At 43.3% G+C, this 13964-nt stretch carries 13 protein-coding genes; all 13 read right to left on the reverse strand.

Features of this window, described 5'->3' with window-relative positions:
• Positions 1-7 precede the first annotated feature (7 nt).
• The 13 genes from nuoM to AC1DYB_RS17060 all read right to left on the reverse strand — a co-directional run bounded on the left by nuoM (position 8) and on the right by AC1DYB_RS17060 (position 13815).
• The gene (gene nuoM, locus AC1DYB_RS17000; protein WP_477436696.1) at positions 8-1561 is read right to left on the reverse strand and encodes an NADH-quinone oxidoreductase subunit M; all 1554 of its coding nucleotides are present in this window, start codon (positions 1559-1561) and stop codon (positions 8-10) included.
• On the reverse strand, positions 1558-3447 hold the full coding sequence (nuoL, locus tag AC1DYB_RS17005) for an NADH-quinone oxidoreductase subunit L (RefSeq protein WP_477436698.1): 1890 nt from the start codon (positions 3445-3447) through the stop codon (positions 1558-1560). The genes nuoM and nuoL overlap by 4 nt, the downstream gene beginning before the upstream one ends.
• Positions 3448-3498: 51 nt before the next feature.
• Positions 3499-3810 carry an NADH-quinone oxidoreductase subunit NuoK gene (nuoK, locus tag AC1DYB_RS17010; protein ID WP_477436700.1) on the reverse strand — a complete coding sequence of 104 codons (312 nt, stop codon included), beginning with the start codon at positions 3808-3810 and terminating at the stop codon, positions 3499-3501.
• On the reverse strand, positions 3807-4337 hold the full coding sequence (gene nuoJ, locus AC1DYB_RS17015) for an NADH-quinone oxidoreductase subunit J (protein WP_477436702.1): 531 nt from the start codon (positions 4335-4337) through the stop codon (positions 3807-3809). Before nuoJ ends, nuoK begins: the two co-directional genes overlap by 4 nt.
• A 2-nt stretch (positions 4338-4339) precedes the next feature.
• Entirely contained in the window at positions 4340-4855 is a 516-nt protein-coding gene (gene nuoI, locus AC1DYB_RS17020; protein ID WP_477436704.1) for an NADH-quinone oxidoreductase subunit NuoI, read from the reverse strand.
• Positions 4856-4949: 94 nt separating this feature from the next.
• Positions 4950-5909: an NADH-quinone oxidoreductase subunit NuoH gene (gene nuoH, locus AC1DYB_RS17025; RefSeq protein ID WP_477436706.1), complete on the reverse strand. Its 960-nt coding sequence runs from the start codon at positions 5907-5909 to the stop codon at positions 4950-4952.
• A complete protein-coding gene (gene nuoG / locus AC1DYB_RS17030) occupies positions 5906-8614 on the reverse strand; it encodes an NADH-quinone oxidoreductase subunit NuoG (RefSeq protein ID WP_477436708.1) in 2709 nt (902 codons plus the stop codon). Before nuoG ends, nuoH begins: the two co-directional genes overlap by 4 nt.
• A 6-nt stretch (positions 8615-8620) precedes the next feature.
• Positions 8621-9889, reverse strand: a complete 1269-nt coding sequence (gene nuoF, locus AC1DYB_RS17035; protein WP_477436710.1) for an NADH-quinone oxidoreductase subunit NuoF — start codon at positions 9887-9889, stop codon at positions 8621-8623.
• Positions 9890-9893: 4 nt separating this feature from the next.
• On the reverse strand, positions 9894-10358 hold the full coding sequence (gene nuoE, locus AC1DYB_RS17040) for an NADH-quinone oxidoreductase subunit NuoE (RefSeq protein ID WP_477436712.1): 465 nt from the start codon (positions 10356-10358) through the stop codon (positions 9894-9896).
• A gap of 74 nt (positions 10359-10432) precedes the next feature.
• Positions 10433-12181, reverse strand: a complete 1749-nt coding sequence (gene nuoC / locus AC1DYB_RS17045; protein WP_477436714.1) for an NADH-quinone oxidoreductase subunit C/D — start codon at positions 12179-12181, stop codon at positions 10433-10435.
• A 67-nt stretch (positions 12182-12248) separates the two neighbouring features.
• Positions 12249-12887 (reverse strand): NADH-quinone oxidoreductase subunit NuoB, encoded by a 639-nt coding sequence (gene nuoB, locus AC1DYB_RS17050; RefSeq protein WP_477436716.1) that lies wholly within the window; start codon positions 12885-12887, stop codon positions 12249-12251.
• Positions 12884-13318, reverse strand: a complete 435-nt coding sequence (locus tag AC1DYB_RS17055; protein WP_477397041.1) for an NADH-quinone oxidoreductase subunit A — start codon at positions 13316-13318, stop codon at positions 12884-12886. Before AC1DYB_RS17055 ends, nuoB begins: the two co-directional genes overlap by 4 nt.
• A gap of 65 nt (positions 13319-13383) precedes the next feature.
• Positions 13384-13815 carry a CBS domain-containing protein gene (locus AC1DYB_RS17060; RefSeq protein WP_477436718.1) on the reverse strand — a complete coding sequence of 144 codons (432 nt, stop codon included), beginning with the start codon at positions 13813-13815 and terminating at the stop codon, positions 13384-13386.
• Positions 13816-13964: the final 149 nt, after the last annotated feature.

The following is a 13964-nucleotide window of genomic DNA, read 5'->3' on the forward strand; positions in this document are numbered from 1 at the left end:
GTTCTTCTTATTTTTTGACCAGATATTTATTTGTGTTTGACGGTATTTCCTGATGACTTTCTTTTTGCACGCTTTTATTCTCCGTTAGGAAAATATGCTCCAACTTGTTAATCACCGGTTTAACTGTATTGATGACCGGCTGCGGATACAAGCCCAGCCAAATTATTGATAGTGTGAGCACTGCCATAACCACTATTTCTCTAAATGAAAAATCGCGAACCAGATCCGGTCTTTCTGATGGCCCTAAAAAAACTTTCTGAACAATACGCAAGGAATAAATGGCAGAAAAAACAAGCCCAATGGTAGCGATGACAGTAAGCAATACATTGGCTTTAAAGGCGCCCAATAGTATCAGGAACTCAGCAATAAAATTCCCCAATCCGGGTAAGCCTAATGACGCCATGGCAAACAGCATTCCTATAGCCCCCATTTGTGGCATTTGGGTCCATAGTCCTCCCATTTGGTTAATATCACGGGTATGAAGGCGTTCTTTCAGCATCCCTGCCATAATGAACAAGGCCCCTGTACTTATTGCATGTGTAACCAATTGCATTACTACGCCCTGGAGTGCCAGCTCATTAAAAGCGAAAATACCAAGTATCACAAAGCCCATGTGGCTCACACTTGTATAAGCCACCAGTCGTTTCAAATCTGTTTGTGAGTAAGCCAGGATGGCCCCGTAAATAATCCCGATTACACCAAAGAGCATCGCCCATGGTGCCAATTCCCTTGCAGCTTCAGGGAATAAAGGAAGAACAAACCTTAATATGCCATAAGCCCCTGTTTTTAATAACAACCCTGCCAGTATCAAACTTCCCGCAGTAGGCGCTTCGCCATGCGCATCGGGCAACCAGGTATGAAAGGGAACTATAGGTAATTTCACCACAAAGGCAATCATAAAACCCAGCATCAACCAAAAAGCAATACCCGGTGAAATGATGGTTCCCAGTAATTCAAAGTAGTTGAAGGTGTAAACACCTGTATTACTACCATGGATAAAATATAAGCCAATGATGGCCAACAGCATCAGCAGGCCACTGGCTTGGGTAAAAATAAAAAACTTGTACGCAGCATATTCCCGGTTTTCACTTCCCCATATCCCAATCAGGAAATACATCGGGATAAGCATCACCTCCCAAAAAAAGTAAAACAGAAACAAATCCATTGCCATGAATACTCCTGAAATTCCGGCCAGTATCCAAAGCAAATTGAAATAATAAAAACCGAGGCGTTCTTTTATATCGTTCCAGGAACACAGCACCGCTAAAATTCCAAGGAAAAAAGTCAGCACCAATAGCAACAAGCTTAACCCATCAATAGCCAGGTGAAAGCTTATCCCAAATGACGGTATCCAGATATGCCGGTAGTCTATCAACCATGTATTGGAAAGCTGCACATTAACGGTGCGGTATTGATCGATCCAAAAAGTTACCAAAGCAATAAAACCAACTGATAGTGTACAAAGCGCAATCCAGCGGGGTAGGTTTTTATTCCATTGCCCCAACAGGAGCGCCAGTAACCCGCCTCCCATTAATAAACCGATGACATCAATAAGTATCATAACATTATTTGTATACTTAATATGATTATTGCACCTATCACCAATCCCATAATATACCACCTTAATGACCCCGATTGGGTAAATGACAAGGATCGATAGAGGCGGATAGTGACAAATGTTATACCCTGATAAAGCTTATCAACCACATCATTTTTATTGATATGAGCTATAAAAACAATAGGCCTTACAATTAATACATCGTATAATTTATCAAAACCCCAGCCCGAAAACCAAAAGAAATAAAGGTTCACAGCAAAACCTGATTGCTTTAATTTTTCAATACGTTGTGGTTGTTTATAATAAAACACATAAGCCAGATAAATCCCGCCGAAAGTAGCCAGGAGTGCCAGGATCTGAAATTGCAGTTCAGTATTCATCCCGGCTTTTAAAATCGTTTCGGGCAATACCTGGTGAAGCGTACCCGAAAAAAGTCTAAGATGACCAAAATTATGAGGCAGTTCTATAAAGCCTGCAAAAAGAGAAAAAAATGCCAGGATAATTAATGGAACGGTCATTAACTTGCCGGGATGATGGCCGATCTCGGTCTTAGCTTCGCCCCAGAAAACAAGAATTACCATCCGGGTTGTATATACTGCTGTAACGAAAGCCCCCAGCAAGGCAATAAACCATAGCGTAGGGTTCCCTCCTTCGCTGGCCCACGCATACCATAGTATTTGATCTTTGCTATAAAATCCGGCGCTAATTAATGGAAGCGCTGCTAACGAGGCCGAACCAATCAGAAAGGTCCAGAAGATGACCGGCAGCTTATTTTTAAGTCCGCCCATTTTAAACATATTGTGCTCGTGATGCAAGGCTTCTATCACAGCGCCTGCTGCCAGGAATAAAAGCGCCTTAAAAAAGGCATGAATCATGAAATGGAAAATAGCCGCTGTCCAGGCACCTACACCCAACGCCAGGAACATATACCCGATTTGACTGATGGTAGAATAAGCCAATACCCGTTTTATATCATATTGCGTGAGGGCACTGAAACCAGCTATGAATAAGGTTGCCGCTCCAATCACAGCAACTGTCATTTGTGCAATTGGCGATAATTGAAAAATAACATGCATCCGGGCGATGAGATAAACACCCGCGGTTACCATAGTAGCTGCATGGATTAGCGCACTTACGGGCGATGGCCCCGCCATAGCATCGGGCAGCCAGGTTTGCAATGGTAACTGAGCAGACTTCCCCACCCCTCCGGCAAGTAGCAATAGGGCTGTAACAGTAGCTATTGACGCCCCCTGTTGCCATAAAACCGGGGCCTTAGCCAAAACATCTGGAATAGCCAGCGTGCCAAACTGGTAAAAAATTACAAAAAGCCCGATAGCCATGGCCGTATCACCAATCCTGGTGATAATAAAAGCTTTGCGGGCAGCATATCCGTTGACTGCACTTTCATACCAAAAACCAATCAATAAGTAGCTGCATAAACCCACGCCTTCCCAACCCAAATACAACAGCAATAAATTATCCGCCAAAACTAACAGGAGCATAGAGAATACAAACAAGTTCATGCAGGCAAAAAAGCGTGAATAATCTTTATCATCCGCCATAAAACCTGCCGAATAAATATGTATCAGAGCACCGATAAACGTGATTACAAAAACAAAAACGAGTGATAGCGCATCCAGGAAAAGCGTTATTTTAGGACTAAAACCACCTACCTGCATCCATGTCCAGAGGGTTTGGGAGTAGTTACCTGTAGCAGGGGGATGAGACAGAAAACTGATACCAATTACAAGCACGATGACAGCTGAAAGGCTTACGCTTCCTGCACCAATTATTGCAACCCAAACACGGGGTATACGTTTACCTGCCAATGCCAGTATCAAAAAACCGGCAAAAGGCAAAACTGGTACAAGCCATAACAGGTTATTCATATTGCTTTTATTTATACGTGTTTTTTGCTTTAACCCTATTCCAACTTTAAATTACCCTTTCATTTCTTTCAACTTGTCAATATCTAATGATTTATGCTGATGATAAATTTGTAGAATAAGCGCCAATCCAATGGATACCTCTGCTGCTGCCATAGCCAGGATAAAGATGAACATCACCTGCCCATCTGGTTGTGCCCAGCGTGAGCCTGCCGCCACAAAGGCCAAACCTGAAGCATTTAGCATTACCTCTACAGATAACAGCATAAAAATGATGTTCTTCCTGATGATGACACCGGCAATGCCCAGCACGAAAAGCAAGCCTGCCAGTAACATAACTACCTCTATAGATATGGATAATTTCATGATGGCTCCTCTCCTTTTAAAAACCTGTGCAAAATCATTTTTTTATGCTGCCCTATATGTGCCGCGCCTACTACACCCGCCATTAACAACATAGCCGCCAGTTCTACACAGATAAGGTATGGCCCAAACAATGAAACAGCAACGCCCTTGGGATCAATAATTTGCAGGTTGTATGATCCGGTATGAGCTGTAATGATCAGGTAAACCAATTCCACAAAAAGAATAGCCGACAAAATTGCCGGACCAATCCAAACCTTTGGTTTAAGCCATTCTTTCTCTTGTTTCGCAGTGTCCTGGCCCAGGTTTAAAAGCATGATCACAAAAATAAAGAGCACCATGATTGCACCGGCATAGATGATAATTTCAAGCAATGCTGCAAATGGCGCACCCAACAAAAAAAAGATTACAGAAATGGATAACAAGGAAATAATGAGGTACAGCAGCGCATGCACCGGGTTATGCCTGGAGATGACCATGACTGTGGAAATCACGGTTACAAAGGCGGTTATGTAAAAAACGATATCCATTTTTAAGGTAATAAACTGTGTATATCAACTGGTGGTTCCTCGTTGTCGCCTTCACCTTTTCCTTTTATACCTGCAGCCAATCCTGCAACTTTGTAATAATTATAGCCGGGATATTTCCCCTGGCTATCTATCAATAAATCTTCTTTCTCATAAACCAGGTTCTGCCGGTTATATTCAGCCATCTCAAAGTCGGGAATTAACTGAATAGCATATGTAGGGCAAGCTTCTTCACAATAGCCGCAAAAAACACATCTGGAGAAATTGATACGAAAAAACTCGGGATATCTTCTGCCATTCTCATCTTCGGTAGCCTGCAATGAGATGCAATCCACCGGGCAGGCAGCGGCACATAAATAACACCCCACACAACGCTCGCCCATATCGGGGTCGCGAGTCAATACAATTCGTCCACGCCAGCGTGGATGCAGCACTACCTTTTCTTCAGGATACTGGATGGTTTCCCTTTTTCTGAACGTATGCAGAAAAGTGAGTCCAATTGTTCTTAATATACTGATCATCGTTTCTCTTCTTTTACATTATCACTGATAAAAGGGTGAATTTTAAATCGTCGCGTCCCGCCCTTAGTTAATCGCTATACCTGTTATGACATCATTACTTTTTCATCATTAATACAATCCCTCCCGTTATTAATAAGTTTAGTAAAGCCAGGGGTAATAATATTTTCCACCCGTATTCCATCAGCTGGTCATACCTGGGCCTGGGGAGCGAGGCCCTCAGTAAGATGAAAAACACGATAAAAACAAAAGTTTTAAGTGTAAACCAAACTAAAGGAGGCAAGAATGCCGGCCCTAACCAACCACCAAAAAACAGGGTAACTACCATAGCCGAAATGAGGGTGATACCCAGGTATTCGCCAATAAAAAACATCCCGAATTTCATCCCCGAGTATTCCGAATGAAAACCAGCCACAAGCTCGCTTTCTGCTTCCGGGATATCAAACGGCAGCCGATGAGTTTCGGCAATACCTGCTATCATGAAAATAACGAAAGCTACCGGCTGAGTAATAATATACCAGCAACCTTTTTGAGCAAGTACAATATCTGTAAGCCTGAATGAGCCTGAAAACATCACTACCCCCATCAGCGAGAGTCCCATAAATACTTCATAACTGATCATTTGCGAGGCCCCACGTAGTGCGCCGAGCAGCGAATATTTATTGTTTGATGCCCAGCCGCCCAACACTATGCTGTAAACACCGAGGGATGACATTGCCAGGAAAAACAGCAGGCCAATATTCAGGTCGGCGATGAGAAGGCCCGGTGCATAAGGAATGATCACGAAACTCATGAGTACCGTAGCGCCAATAATAGTTGGAGCAATCACAAAAATTGTTTTATCAGCAAATGGAGGAATCCAGTCTTCCTTGAAAAACAGTTTAATGGTATCGGCAACTACAATGAGCAAACCAAACGGGCCAGCACGATTTGGGCCATATCTATCCTGCCAAAGTGCCAGCATTCTCCGTTCCAGCCAAATCAGCCAGGCAGCAATTGTAGTTAATGTAAATAATACAATTACAATCATCAGGATATATTGAAGTATTGTGCTCATATCGCTGCTTTTGTTAAGATTCCTGTTGCCGGCCAGGCAATTCCGCCCAGTCCGGGAATATTGAAAGGTATACCTGCAAGGCCTTCCGGTAGTTCTTCTTTTATTTTTGCAGGCAACTGATAAAGTCGATCTGTGATCTGCACCCGCATGATGTCGTTTTCGCTGATATTTAAATTTGCCGCATCATGTTTATTAATGGCGATATAAGGCTGAGGAGATCGCTCTGCAATACCGGGTGTATAGATACTGAGCTCTTCGGAGCCAAATATGTGCTGCAGTGGCACAAGTAGCCATTCGCCGGTACGTGGTTTAAAAGCCGGCGGTATATTATTCAGAAACTCATTTTCGGCAACGCCAATTTCCTGGAACAACCTTTTGCCCGGATCGCCGCCCTGCAAAGGTCCTCCAACTTCTGTTTGATATTTGTTAATGGATTGTACCGAGTTCCAGCCTGGTGCCCAGTAAAATGGAACTAAAGGAGCCGGCGGCATTCCTTTAAAACCCTCCATCGTAAATGATAAAGCCGAATCGGGATCTTCGGGTGGTTTCGGTTCACTTACATTAATGTTGGCCAGCATAGCCGTGCGGCCGCTATAGCGATGCGGCTCGCGGGGAATTTTCTGGCCGGCAATGCGGAAGTCAGCGGGTGGCGCTACTGTTTCTGCTCCTTTAAATTGGGGCATTAATCCCACCATTTCGGCCATCAAATCACCGGGAGCGACCAGATCTTCCGGACTTACTCCATTTTTAAATTGTCTTAATTCATCAAGCCATCGCCAACTTTCTCGGAGGTTTTCATTCTTCGGCATAAATACCTGGAAGAAACACTGAGCCCTGCCTTCGTTGTTCACTATCGTCCCATCGGCTTCAGCAAAGGTGCCAACCGGTATTAATACATTGGCCCGATTAGTAGTATCATTATGCAAATGATCAAGTACTATAACTTGTTTGCAATCGTCAAAAAAGCTATCAATATCCTTTTTAGCTCCTCTGCGATACAGATCATTTTCTATAATAATTACGGTATCAGCTTCACCCTTTTTCAAAACATCTGCAGCCTGCTTTAACGATGGCGCCTGCATCATCGCCAATCCCATCGAGTTACATTCAGGAACCACAAAGCACAGGCTGGCTTTTTTATCTTTAGCACCCAAGGCAAATGCAATGTTTGAAGCCGCTTTAAGAATAGCTTCATTGCCCAGGCTTGTTCCGCAAATGATCAGTGGTCTTTCAGCTTTTTTCAGGACATCTGCAATGCGATGGGCAAGTTTTAATGTATCATCACCTATTCCCCTGGGCGCAGGGGCTCCATTGTTCAGGGAATTTGCAATGGTAAAGCCTAACCGTGCAATATCATCGGGCGATATATGCAGGCTATCTGAGGCAATTTCGTCCAGCTTGGTTTGAGTGGGATAAGCTACAAAGAGTTCTCCTTTTTCCTGTTGGGCAAACTCACGTAATGCGGCATCATGCCAGGAGGGAATATTTATTCGCTGTGCATTTTCAAAAGGCTTTTTACTTATAGCCTGCCGTACCGTAAGCGCCAATAGTGGTGCAGCATTAGTTATGTCTTCTCCCAGTATCAAAACAGCATCGGCCGCTTCAGTTTCTTTTAAAGTGGGTGTATGGATGTGCCCCGAATTTACAGTATGGAGTATAGTGCGCATCAGCTGGGCTTCGGTTTCTGAAATGCCCTGGTAAAAATTATCTTTTCCTACCAGTTGCATCAAGGCAAAGTTCGATTCCAATGATGCCCGCGGAGAGGCAATACCAATCACCTTATTGTTTAATAAAACAGTTTTGAGGTGGTTATATAAATCTTGTTTGCCTACCGCATCCGGAACTTTGCCCCGTATTAAAGGTTGCTGGATACGGTTAATACTGTTTACAAATTCATAACCAAATCGCCCCCTATCGCAAATGAAATAACCGTTTACCTCGCCATTAAACCGGCTGGTGATCTGCCTGAGTTCCCCATAGCGCTCCCCAGCAATAATATTACAACCCAGGCTGCAATGCTGGCAAATAGAGGGCGCCATGGTCATGTCCCATTTTCGGGTATAATGTTCTTTAAGGGTTTTATCGGTAAAAACTCCGGTAGGGCAAACTTCTGTCAGGTTGCCGCTAAACTCGTTTTCCAGTATGCCATCCTTCGCCCTGCCAAAATAAACATGATCATGAGCTGCAAATACATCAAGATCTTTCCCGCCTGCATAGTCTTTATAAAACCGAACGCAACGGTAACACTGTATGCAGCGGTTCATTTCATGATTGATAAACGGACCCAGGTACTGATTTTTATGAGTACGCTTTTTGTATTGGAACCTACGGTAGGTGTGACCTGTCATCACGGTCATGTCCTGTAAATGGCATGAACCGCCCTCATCACAAACCGCGCAATCATGCGGATGATTAGTCATGAGCCATTCTATAACCTGCGAGCGAAAATCTTTGGCAGTGGGATCGTTAACAGATAGATACATGTTGTCTTTCACCACTTCCATGCATGACATTACTAAACGGCCATTGGTATCCTGCTCGTCTTTAAAGAGTTTAATGGCACATTGGCGGCAGGCGCCTACGGAACCCATGGCGGGATGCCAGCAAAAATAAGGCAAGTTAAAACCCAGCGTAAGGCAGGTTTCGAGCAAATTTTTGCCGGGCTTTACTTCGTAAGCTTTACCATCAATATAAATTGCTGCCATTGTATTTTACCTCCACGGACATCTTTTTTCGTTTATATGCTTTTCAAAATCTTCTTTAAAATATTTCAGGCCGCTTTGCAGCGGCTCCATTGCACCTGGCGCCAGGGCACAAAATGTGTTACCGGGGCCTAAATGTTTAGTATGCATTTTTAATAATTCCAAATCTTCTGGTCGTCCTTCTCCATTTTCAATAGAAAGCAAAATCTTTTCTGTCCAGGGCAAACCCTCCCTGCAGGGTGTGCACCAGCCGCAGGATTCCTGCGCAAAAAAGTGCTCCAGGTTGTGTACAAACCCAACCGGACAAGTTTGGTCATCCAGTATGATCATTGTGCCTGTGCCTAAACGGCTGCCGGCCGCAGCGACCGATTTGTAATCCATTTTAATATCAAGGTGCTCTGTTACCAGGAAATCGGTAGAAGCGCCCCCGGGGAGGGCACCTTTGAATTTGAAGCCATTTTTCATTCCGCCGGCGTGCTCTTCAATCAGCTGCCGCATGGTAGTTCCCATTGGCAATTCCCATAAGCCGGGCTTATTCACTTTGCCACTAACACCATATAATTTAGTCCCCGCATCAGCACCGGGACTCAGGCCTCTAAACCAATCAGACCCATTATTAACGATATGCGGAATATTGCAAAGGGTTTCTACATTATTAACAATGGTTGGCTTACCAAATAAACCACTTACCTGGGGAAAAGGAGGCTTGGTGCGGGGAGTAGCCCTTTTCCCTTCCAGCGCATTTAACAAAGCGGTTTCTTCCCCACACATGTATCTGCCGATGCCTGTATGCAAGTGCATTTCGAGGTTAAAACCAGAGCCTAAAATATTTTTTCCGAGGTAACCGGCCGCATAAGCTTCATCGATAGCATGCCTGATGAGCCGGGCGGCTTTTTTATAGGCCCAGCGCAAAAAAACGTAGGATATATTGGCTTGTATAGCATAAGCCGATACAATCATACCTTCAAGTAATTGATGTGGATTACCTTCAAGCAACAGGCGGTCTTTAAAAGTTCCAGGCTCCATCTCATCGGCATTGGCAACCAGGTACTTGGTTTGCGCGTTATCATCCATCGGCACAAAACTCCATTTAATTCCCGTATTGAAACCAGCGCCGCCACGGCCTTTAAGGTCTGAGTCCTGCACCATTTTTGTAATTTCCCGTGGAGACATCGTGATAGCCCTGTGCACAGCATGATACCCGCCCACACGCACATAATCTTTAAGATTAAGCGAAAGGCGATTCATGTCAATATGTTGCGTCAGCGGCGTTTCCATGTTATTATTTATACTCTTTTAATATATCATCCAGTTTATCGTTGGTTAAATCCCTGTACAAATCATCATTAATCATTAATGCAGGGGCATGATCACAAGTGCCCAGGCAGGGGTTAGGCAAAAGGGTGAACCTGGCATCGGGCGTAGTTTCTCCGAACTTGATATGCAACCGGGATTGCAGATGCTCATATATCTTTTCATAACCCATTACATAACAAGTAATACTATCGCATAGTAAAATAATATTTCGACCTACAGGCTTACGGAAAATGAGATTATAAAATGTTGCCACACTCTCCAGTTCCTCGGCAGACATACCCATGTGGGTTGCAATAGCCCGAAGACTTTCATCTGAGATCCACCCACGATGATTCTGCACAATTTTCAACGCCTCTATACAGGCAGCTTTCCTGACCGGAACAAGCGCGATCTCATGGTCTATTTTCAATATTTCTTCCGCTGATAGCATAATCGTTTTGTTTTAGCCAACCAGGAATTTGTATCGTATTCTTTTTTATCCTTAACTTCCATTTACTGAGAGTTTTACCTATCTATATCGGCCAGTACATAATCCATGGCGCCCAAAATGGATAATAAATCGGCAACCGTGTATCCCCTGCTGATATATGGCAACATCTGCATATGCGGGAATGAAGGCGTTCGGATCCTCACTCTATAGGGCGAGGTATTGCCATCACTGGTCAGGTAATAGCTATTGGCTCCTTTGGTAGCCTCAATACAACTCATAGCTTCGCCGGCGGGGATTACCGGCCCCCAGCTCACATTCAGGAAATGGGTAATGAGGGTTTCAATATCCTGCATCGTATTCTTTTTAAGAGGTGGCGTAGTTAAAGGATGATCGGCCTTATAATTTCCCTCGGGCATATTTTTTAGGCATTGATCAATAATGCGCAGGCTTTGCCACATCTCTTCAACACGTACCTTTGCTCTATCGTAACAATCGCCATTTTGTGCTGTTGGAATATCAAATTCAAAATTTTCATAGCCAGAATACGGCTGTTTTTTTCTGAAATCCCATTCAAGCCCGCAAGCCCGTAAACCAGGACCGGTTACCCCCCACTCTATTGCTTCTTCTACTGTATAAATGCCTATACCCACTGTTCGGCCTTTGAAAATGCTGTTACGCATCACCATCTGGTGATATTCTTTCAGTTGTTTTGGAAAATAAGCTACAAACTCGCTCACCAATTTATCCCAGCCCTTGGGTAAATCCTGGGAAACTCCTCCAATTCTAAACCAGTTTGGATGCATCCTGGCTCCGCAGATAGCTTCCACAATATCAAATATCTTCTCCCTATCTGTAAACATGTAAAATACAGGCGAAAGCTGCCCCAAATCCTGCGCAAATGTACCGTACCATACCAGGTGACTTGCTATGCGGAAAAACTCACATAGCATGATGCGCATTACCTTTACCCTTTCGGGAACGATGATACCGGCCAGTTTTTCAACAGCCAGTAAATAGGCCAGATTGTTCATTACCCCACCCAGGTAATCCACTCTATCAGTGTAAGGGATATAGGTATGCCATGACTGGCGCTCGCCCATTTTTTCTGCTCCGCGATGATGAAAACCAATATCCGGAACGGCGTCAACGATATCTTCACCGTCCAGCTGGAGGATAATACGTAAAACGCCATGTGTACCGGGGTGCTGAGGACCAAGATTAAGGAACATAAAATCGGCATCTTCGCTTGCTCTTTTTAAGTCCCAGTCTTCGGGGCGGAATTGCAGGGCGTTTTGCTCCCTGTCTTGTTTTTCATCCCAAAGTTTAAATGGCCCCATTTCGGTGGCCCTTGCAGGATGTTCCTTTCTCAACGGGTGGCCTTCCCAGGTCAACGGCATCAGTATGCGGGTTAAATGAGGATGGCCTTCGAAATTTATGCCGAACATATCATAAACTTCCCGCTCATACCAGTTGGCATTTTTCCATAAAGAACTGATAGATGGTATTGACGGATGATCGCCATGTAAGGCTACTTTGAGGCGGATAAAAATATTTCGTTCAAATGAAAGCAGGTGATAAACAATGGTAAAATCAGATAGCGGCGATCCATTCTTTTTAGCATAGCTTCGCTCATCAATAGCACAGAGGTCATACAGTAATTCAAAAGGATGGTGGATGGTGTGCTTAAGATAGCTAAGTACCCTTGTTATGTTTTCTTTTGCGACCCATAAAGTAGTAATCTCATCAACTGTAAGTTGATGAGTAAAAACAGACCCTCCAAATTCAGAGGTCAATTCATCTGTCAAGCCTGAATAGTTATCCATGCTCTTTATACTTTATTTAGGTTTATATTAAATACTAATGCATGCTAGTGCATTTCTTAAATCCAATTTAAATCCCATCAGGCGAACGGAAATCGATCATCTTTTTACGTTCTTCCCTTTTTTCTTCCTTCATTGATACTTGTTCGGGTTTTATAACCCCCTGGGGTCCAATGGCCCAACTTAAAGGTCTTTGTTCTTTCCCTACCGAAGCAGCCAGGAGCATCAACCCCTGCATAAAAGCATCAGGCCGGGGCGGGCATCCGGGAACATATACATCTACCGGTAAAAACTTATCTACCCCCTGTACAACGCTGTAAATATCATACATGCCGCCGGAGTTGGCGCAGGAGCCCATCGAGATCACCCATTTAGGTTCCATCATTTGCTCGTGCAAACGTTTAATGATTGGAGCCATTTTTACAAAAACGGTTCCGGCTATAACCATTACATCAGCTTCACGGGGAGTTCCCCGTATTACTTCTGCTCCAAAACGTGCAACATCATATTTGCTGGTTAAACTGGTTGCCATTTCCACAAAACAGCACGAAAGGCCAAAATGAAAGGGCCACATGGAATTTTTTCGACCCCAGGCGAGCAAATCCTGAACTGTAGTAAGCATAACGCTTTGCCCAACAGACTCTTCAAAAGAACCTGTTCCTTTTAGCGTGCTAGCCGGTTCAGCCGGGTTACTAAGCCACCATTTCATATTGTAGGTTTCTTTAGGTTTAGTTTTTGATAAGCTTTTAGAATTTTCTTCCCATCAGGTCCAAAATCCAATGCTCCAATGCTCCATTCATATATAAGTACAGCAAACAAAAGCCCAATAAAAATACAAATGCTTATATAGCCCGGCCATCCTAATTCATTAAATGCCAGGGCCCATAAAACAATAAATACTACTTCGATATCAAAAATGACAAATATCATGGCCACAAGGTAGAATTGCGCCGAAAACCGCAGTCTTGCCGACCCGGTTTCTATGATGCCCGATTCATAAGGCTGACCGGTGGCCCGATCAGTATGACGTTGTCCCAAAAAATAGGAAAGGGAAATAATAAGGATCATTAACAACAAAACAAAAGCACCGTAAACTATAAATGGCCAAAATGGTACACTGGGTGGGCTTGATACATTCATAAATACTATATTATAAAAGAATGTCTATAAACTGCTTTTGTACTTGAATGGGTATTTCCCAAATTTTAGCAGCCTTTAATGTAATGCTCCATATTTTCGATAATGAATTTTTGTTCTTCGATGATGTATTTTACTACGTCGCCAATAGAAATAATACCCTTTAATTTGCCATCGTCTATTACGGGCAAATGCCGTATAAATTTATCGGTCATTAACCTCATGCATTCTTCTATGGTGTTAGAAGAGGAAACGGTTACCGGATCTTCCGTCATGATTTCACCAACCAGGATTTCTTTGGAAGCTCTTCCTTTCAGGATCACCTTACGTGCGTAATCCCTTTCGGTGAAAATACCACGGAATTGCTCTTGGTCCATTACTAAAATAGCGCCAATGTTTTTTTCATACATTAACTCCAGCGCTTCAAAAACAGTAATATCCGGACTTACAAAAATTGGAGATTGACTTTTGGTACATAAGATATTTCTAACGCATCCCATTATGAGCTCCTTTCTGGTTACAGGTTGGGGAAATAATTTGGTAACAAATTGGTTATAATAAAGTTACTTAATTGTTTCAGAAAAAAAAGCAATATTTAAAAATAAATAACAATATTGCTTTTTATTTTCAACTGCAAAATTCAGGCTAA

The sequence above is a fragment of the Mucilaginibacter sp. P2_A4 genome, assembly GCF_056405015.1.

Excerpts from the sequence above, each read along its gene's own strand:
- nuoM (WP_477436696.1), bottom strand. The coding sequence starts at position 1,561 with ATGATACTTATTGATGTCATCGGTTTATTAATGGGAGGCGGGTTACTG.
- nuoL (WP_477436698.1), bottom strand. The coding sequence starts at position 3,447 with ATGAATAACCTGTTATGGCTTGTACCAGTTTTGCCTTTTGCCGGTTTT.
- nuoK (WP_477436700.1), bottom strand. The coding sequence starts at position 3,810 with ATGAAATTATCCATATCTATAGAGGTAGTTATGTTACTGGCAGGCTTG.
- nuoJ (WP_477436702.1), bottom strand. The coding sequence starts at position 4,337 with ATGGATATCGTTTTTTACATAACCGCCTTTGTAACCGTGATTTCCACA.
- nuoI (WP_477436704.1), bottom strand. The coding sequence starts at position 4,855 with ATGATCAGTATATTAAGAACAATTGGACTCACTTTTCTGCATACGTTC.
- nuoH (WP_477436706.1), bottom strand. The coding sequence starts at position 5,909 with ATGAGCACAATACTTCAATATATCCTGATGATTGTAATTGTATTATTT.
- nuoG (WP_477436708.1), bottom strand. The coding sequence starts at position 8,614 with ATGGCAGCAATTTATATTGATGGTAAAGCTTACGAAGTAAAGCCCGGC.
- nuoF (WP_477436710.1), bottom strand. The coding sequence starts at position 9,889 with ATGGAAACGCCGCTGACGCAACATATTGACATGAATCGCCTTTCGCTT.
- nuoE (WP_477436712.1), bottom strand. The coding sequence starts at position 10,358 with ATGCTATCAGCGGAAGAAATATTGAAAATAGACCATGAGATCGCGCTT.
- nuoC (WP_477436714.1), bottom strand. The coding sequence starts at position 12,181 with ATGGATAACTATTCAGGCTTGACAGATGAATTGACCTCTGAATTTGGA.
- nuoB (WP_477436716.1), bottom strand. The coding sequence starts at position 12,887 with ATGAAATGGTGGCTTAGTAACCCGGCTGAACCGGCTAGCACGCTAAAA.
- AC1DYB_RS17055 (WP_477397041.1), bottom strand. The coding sequence starts at position 13,318 with ATGAATGTATCAAGCCCACCCAGTGTACCATTTTGGCCATTTATAGTT.
- AC1DYB_RS17060 (WP_477436718.1), bottom strand. The coding sequence starts at position 13,815 with ATGGGATGCGTTAGAAATATCTTATGTACCAAAAGTCAATCTCCAATT.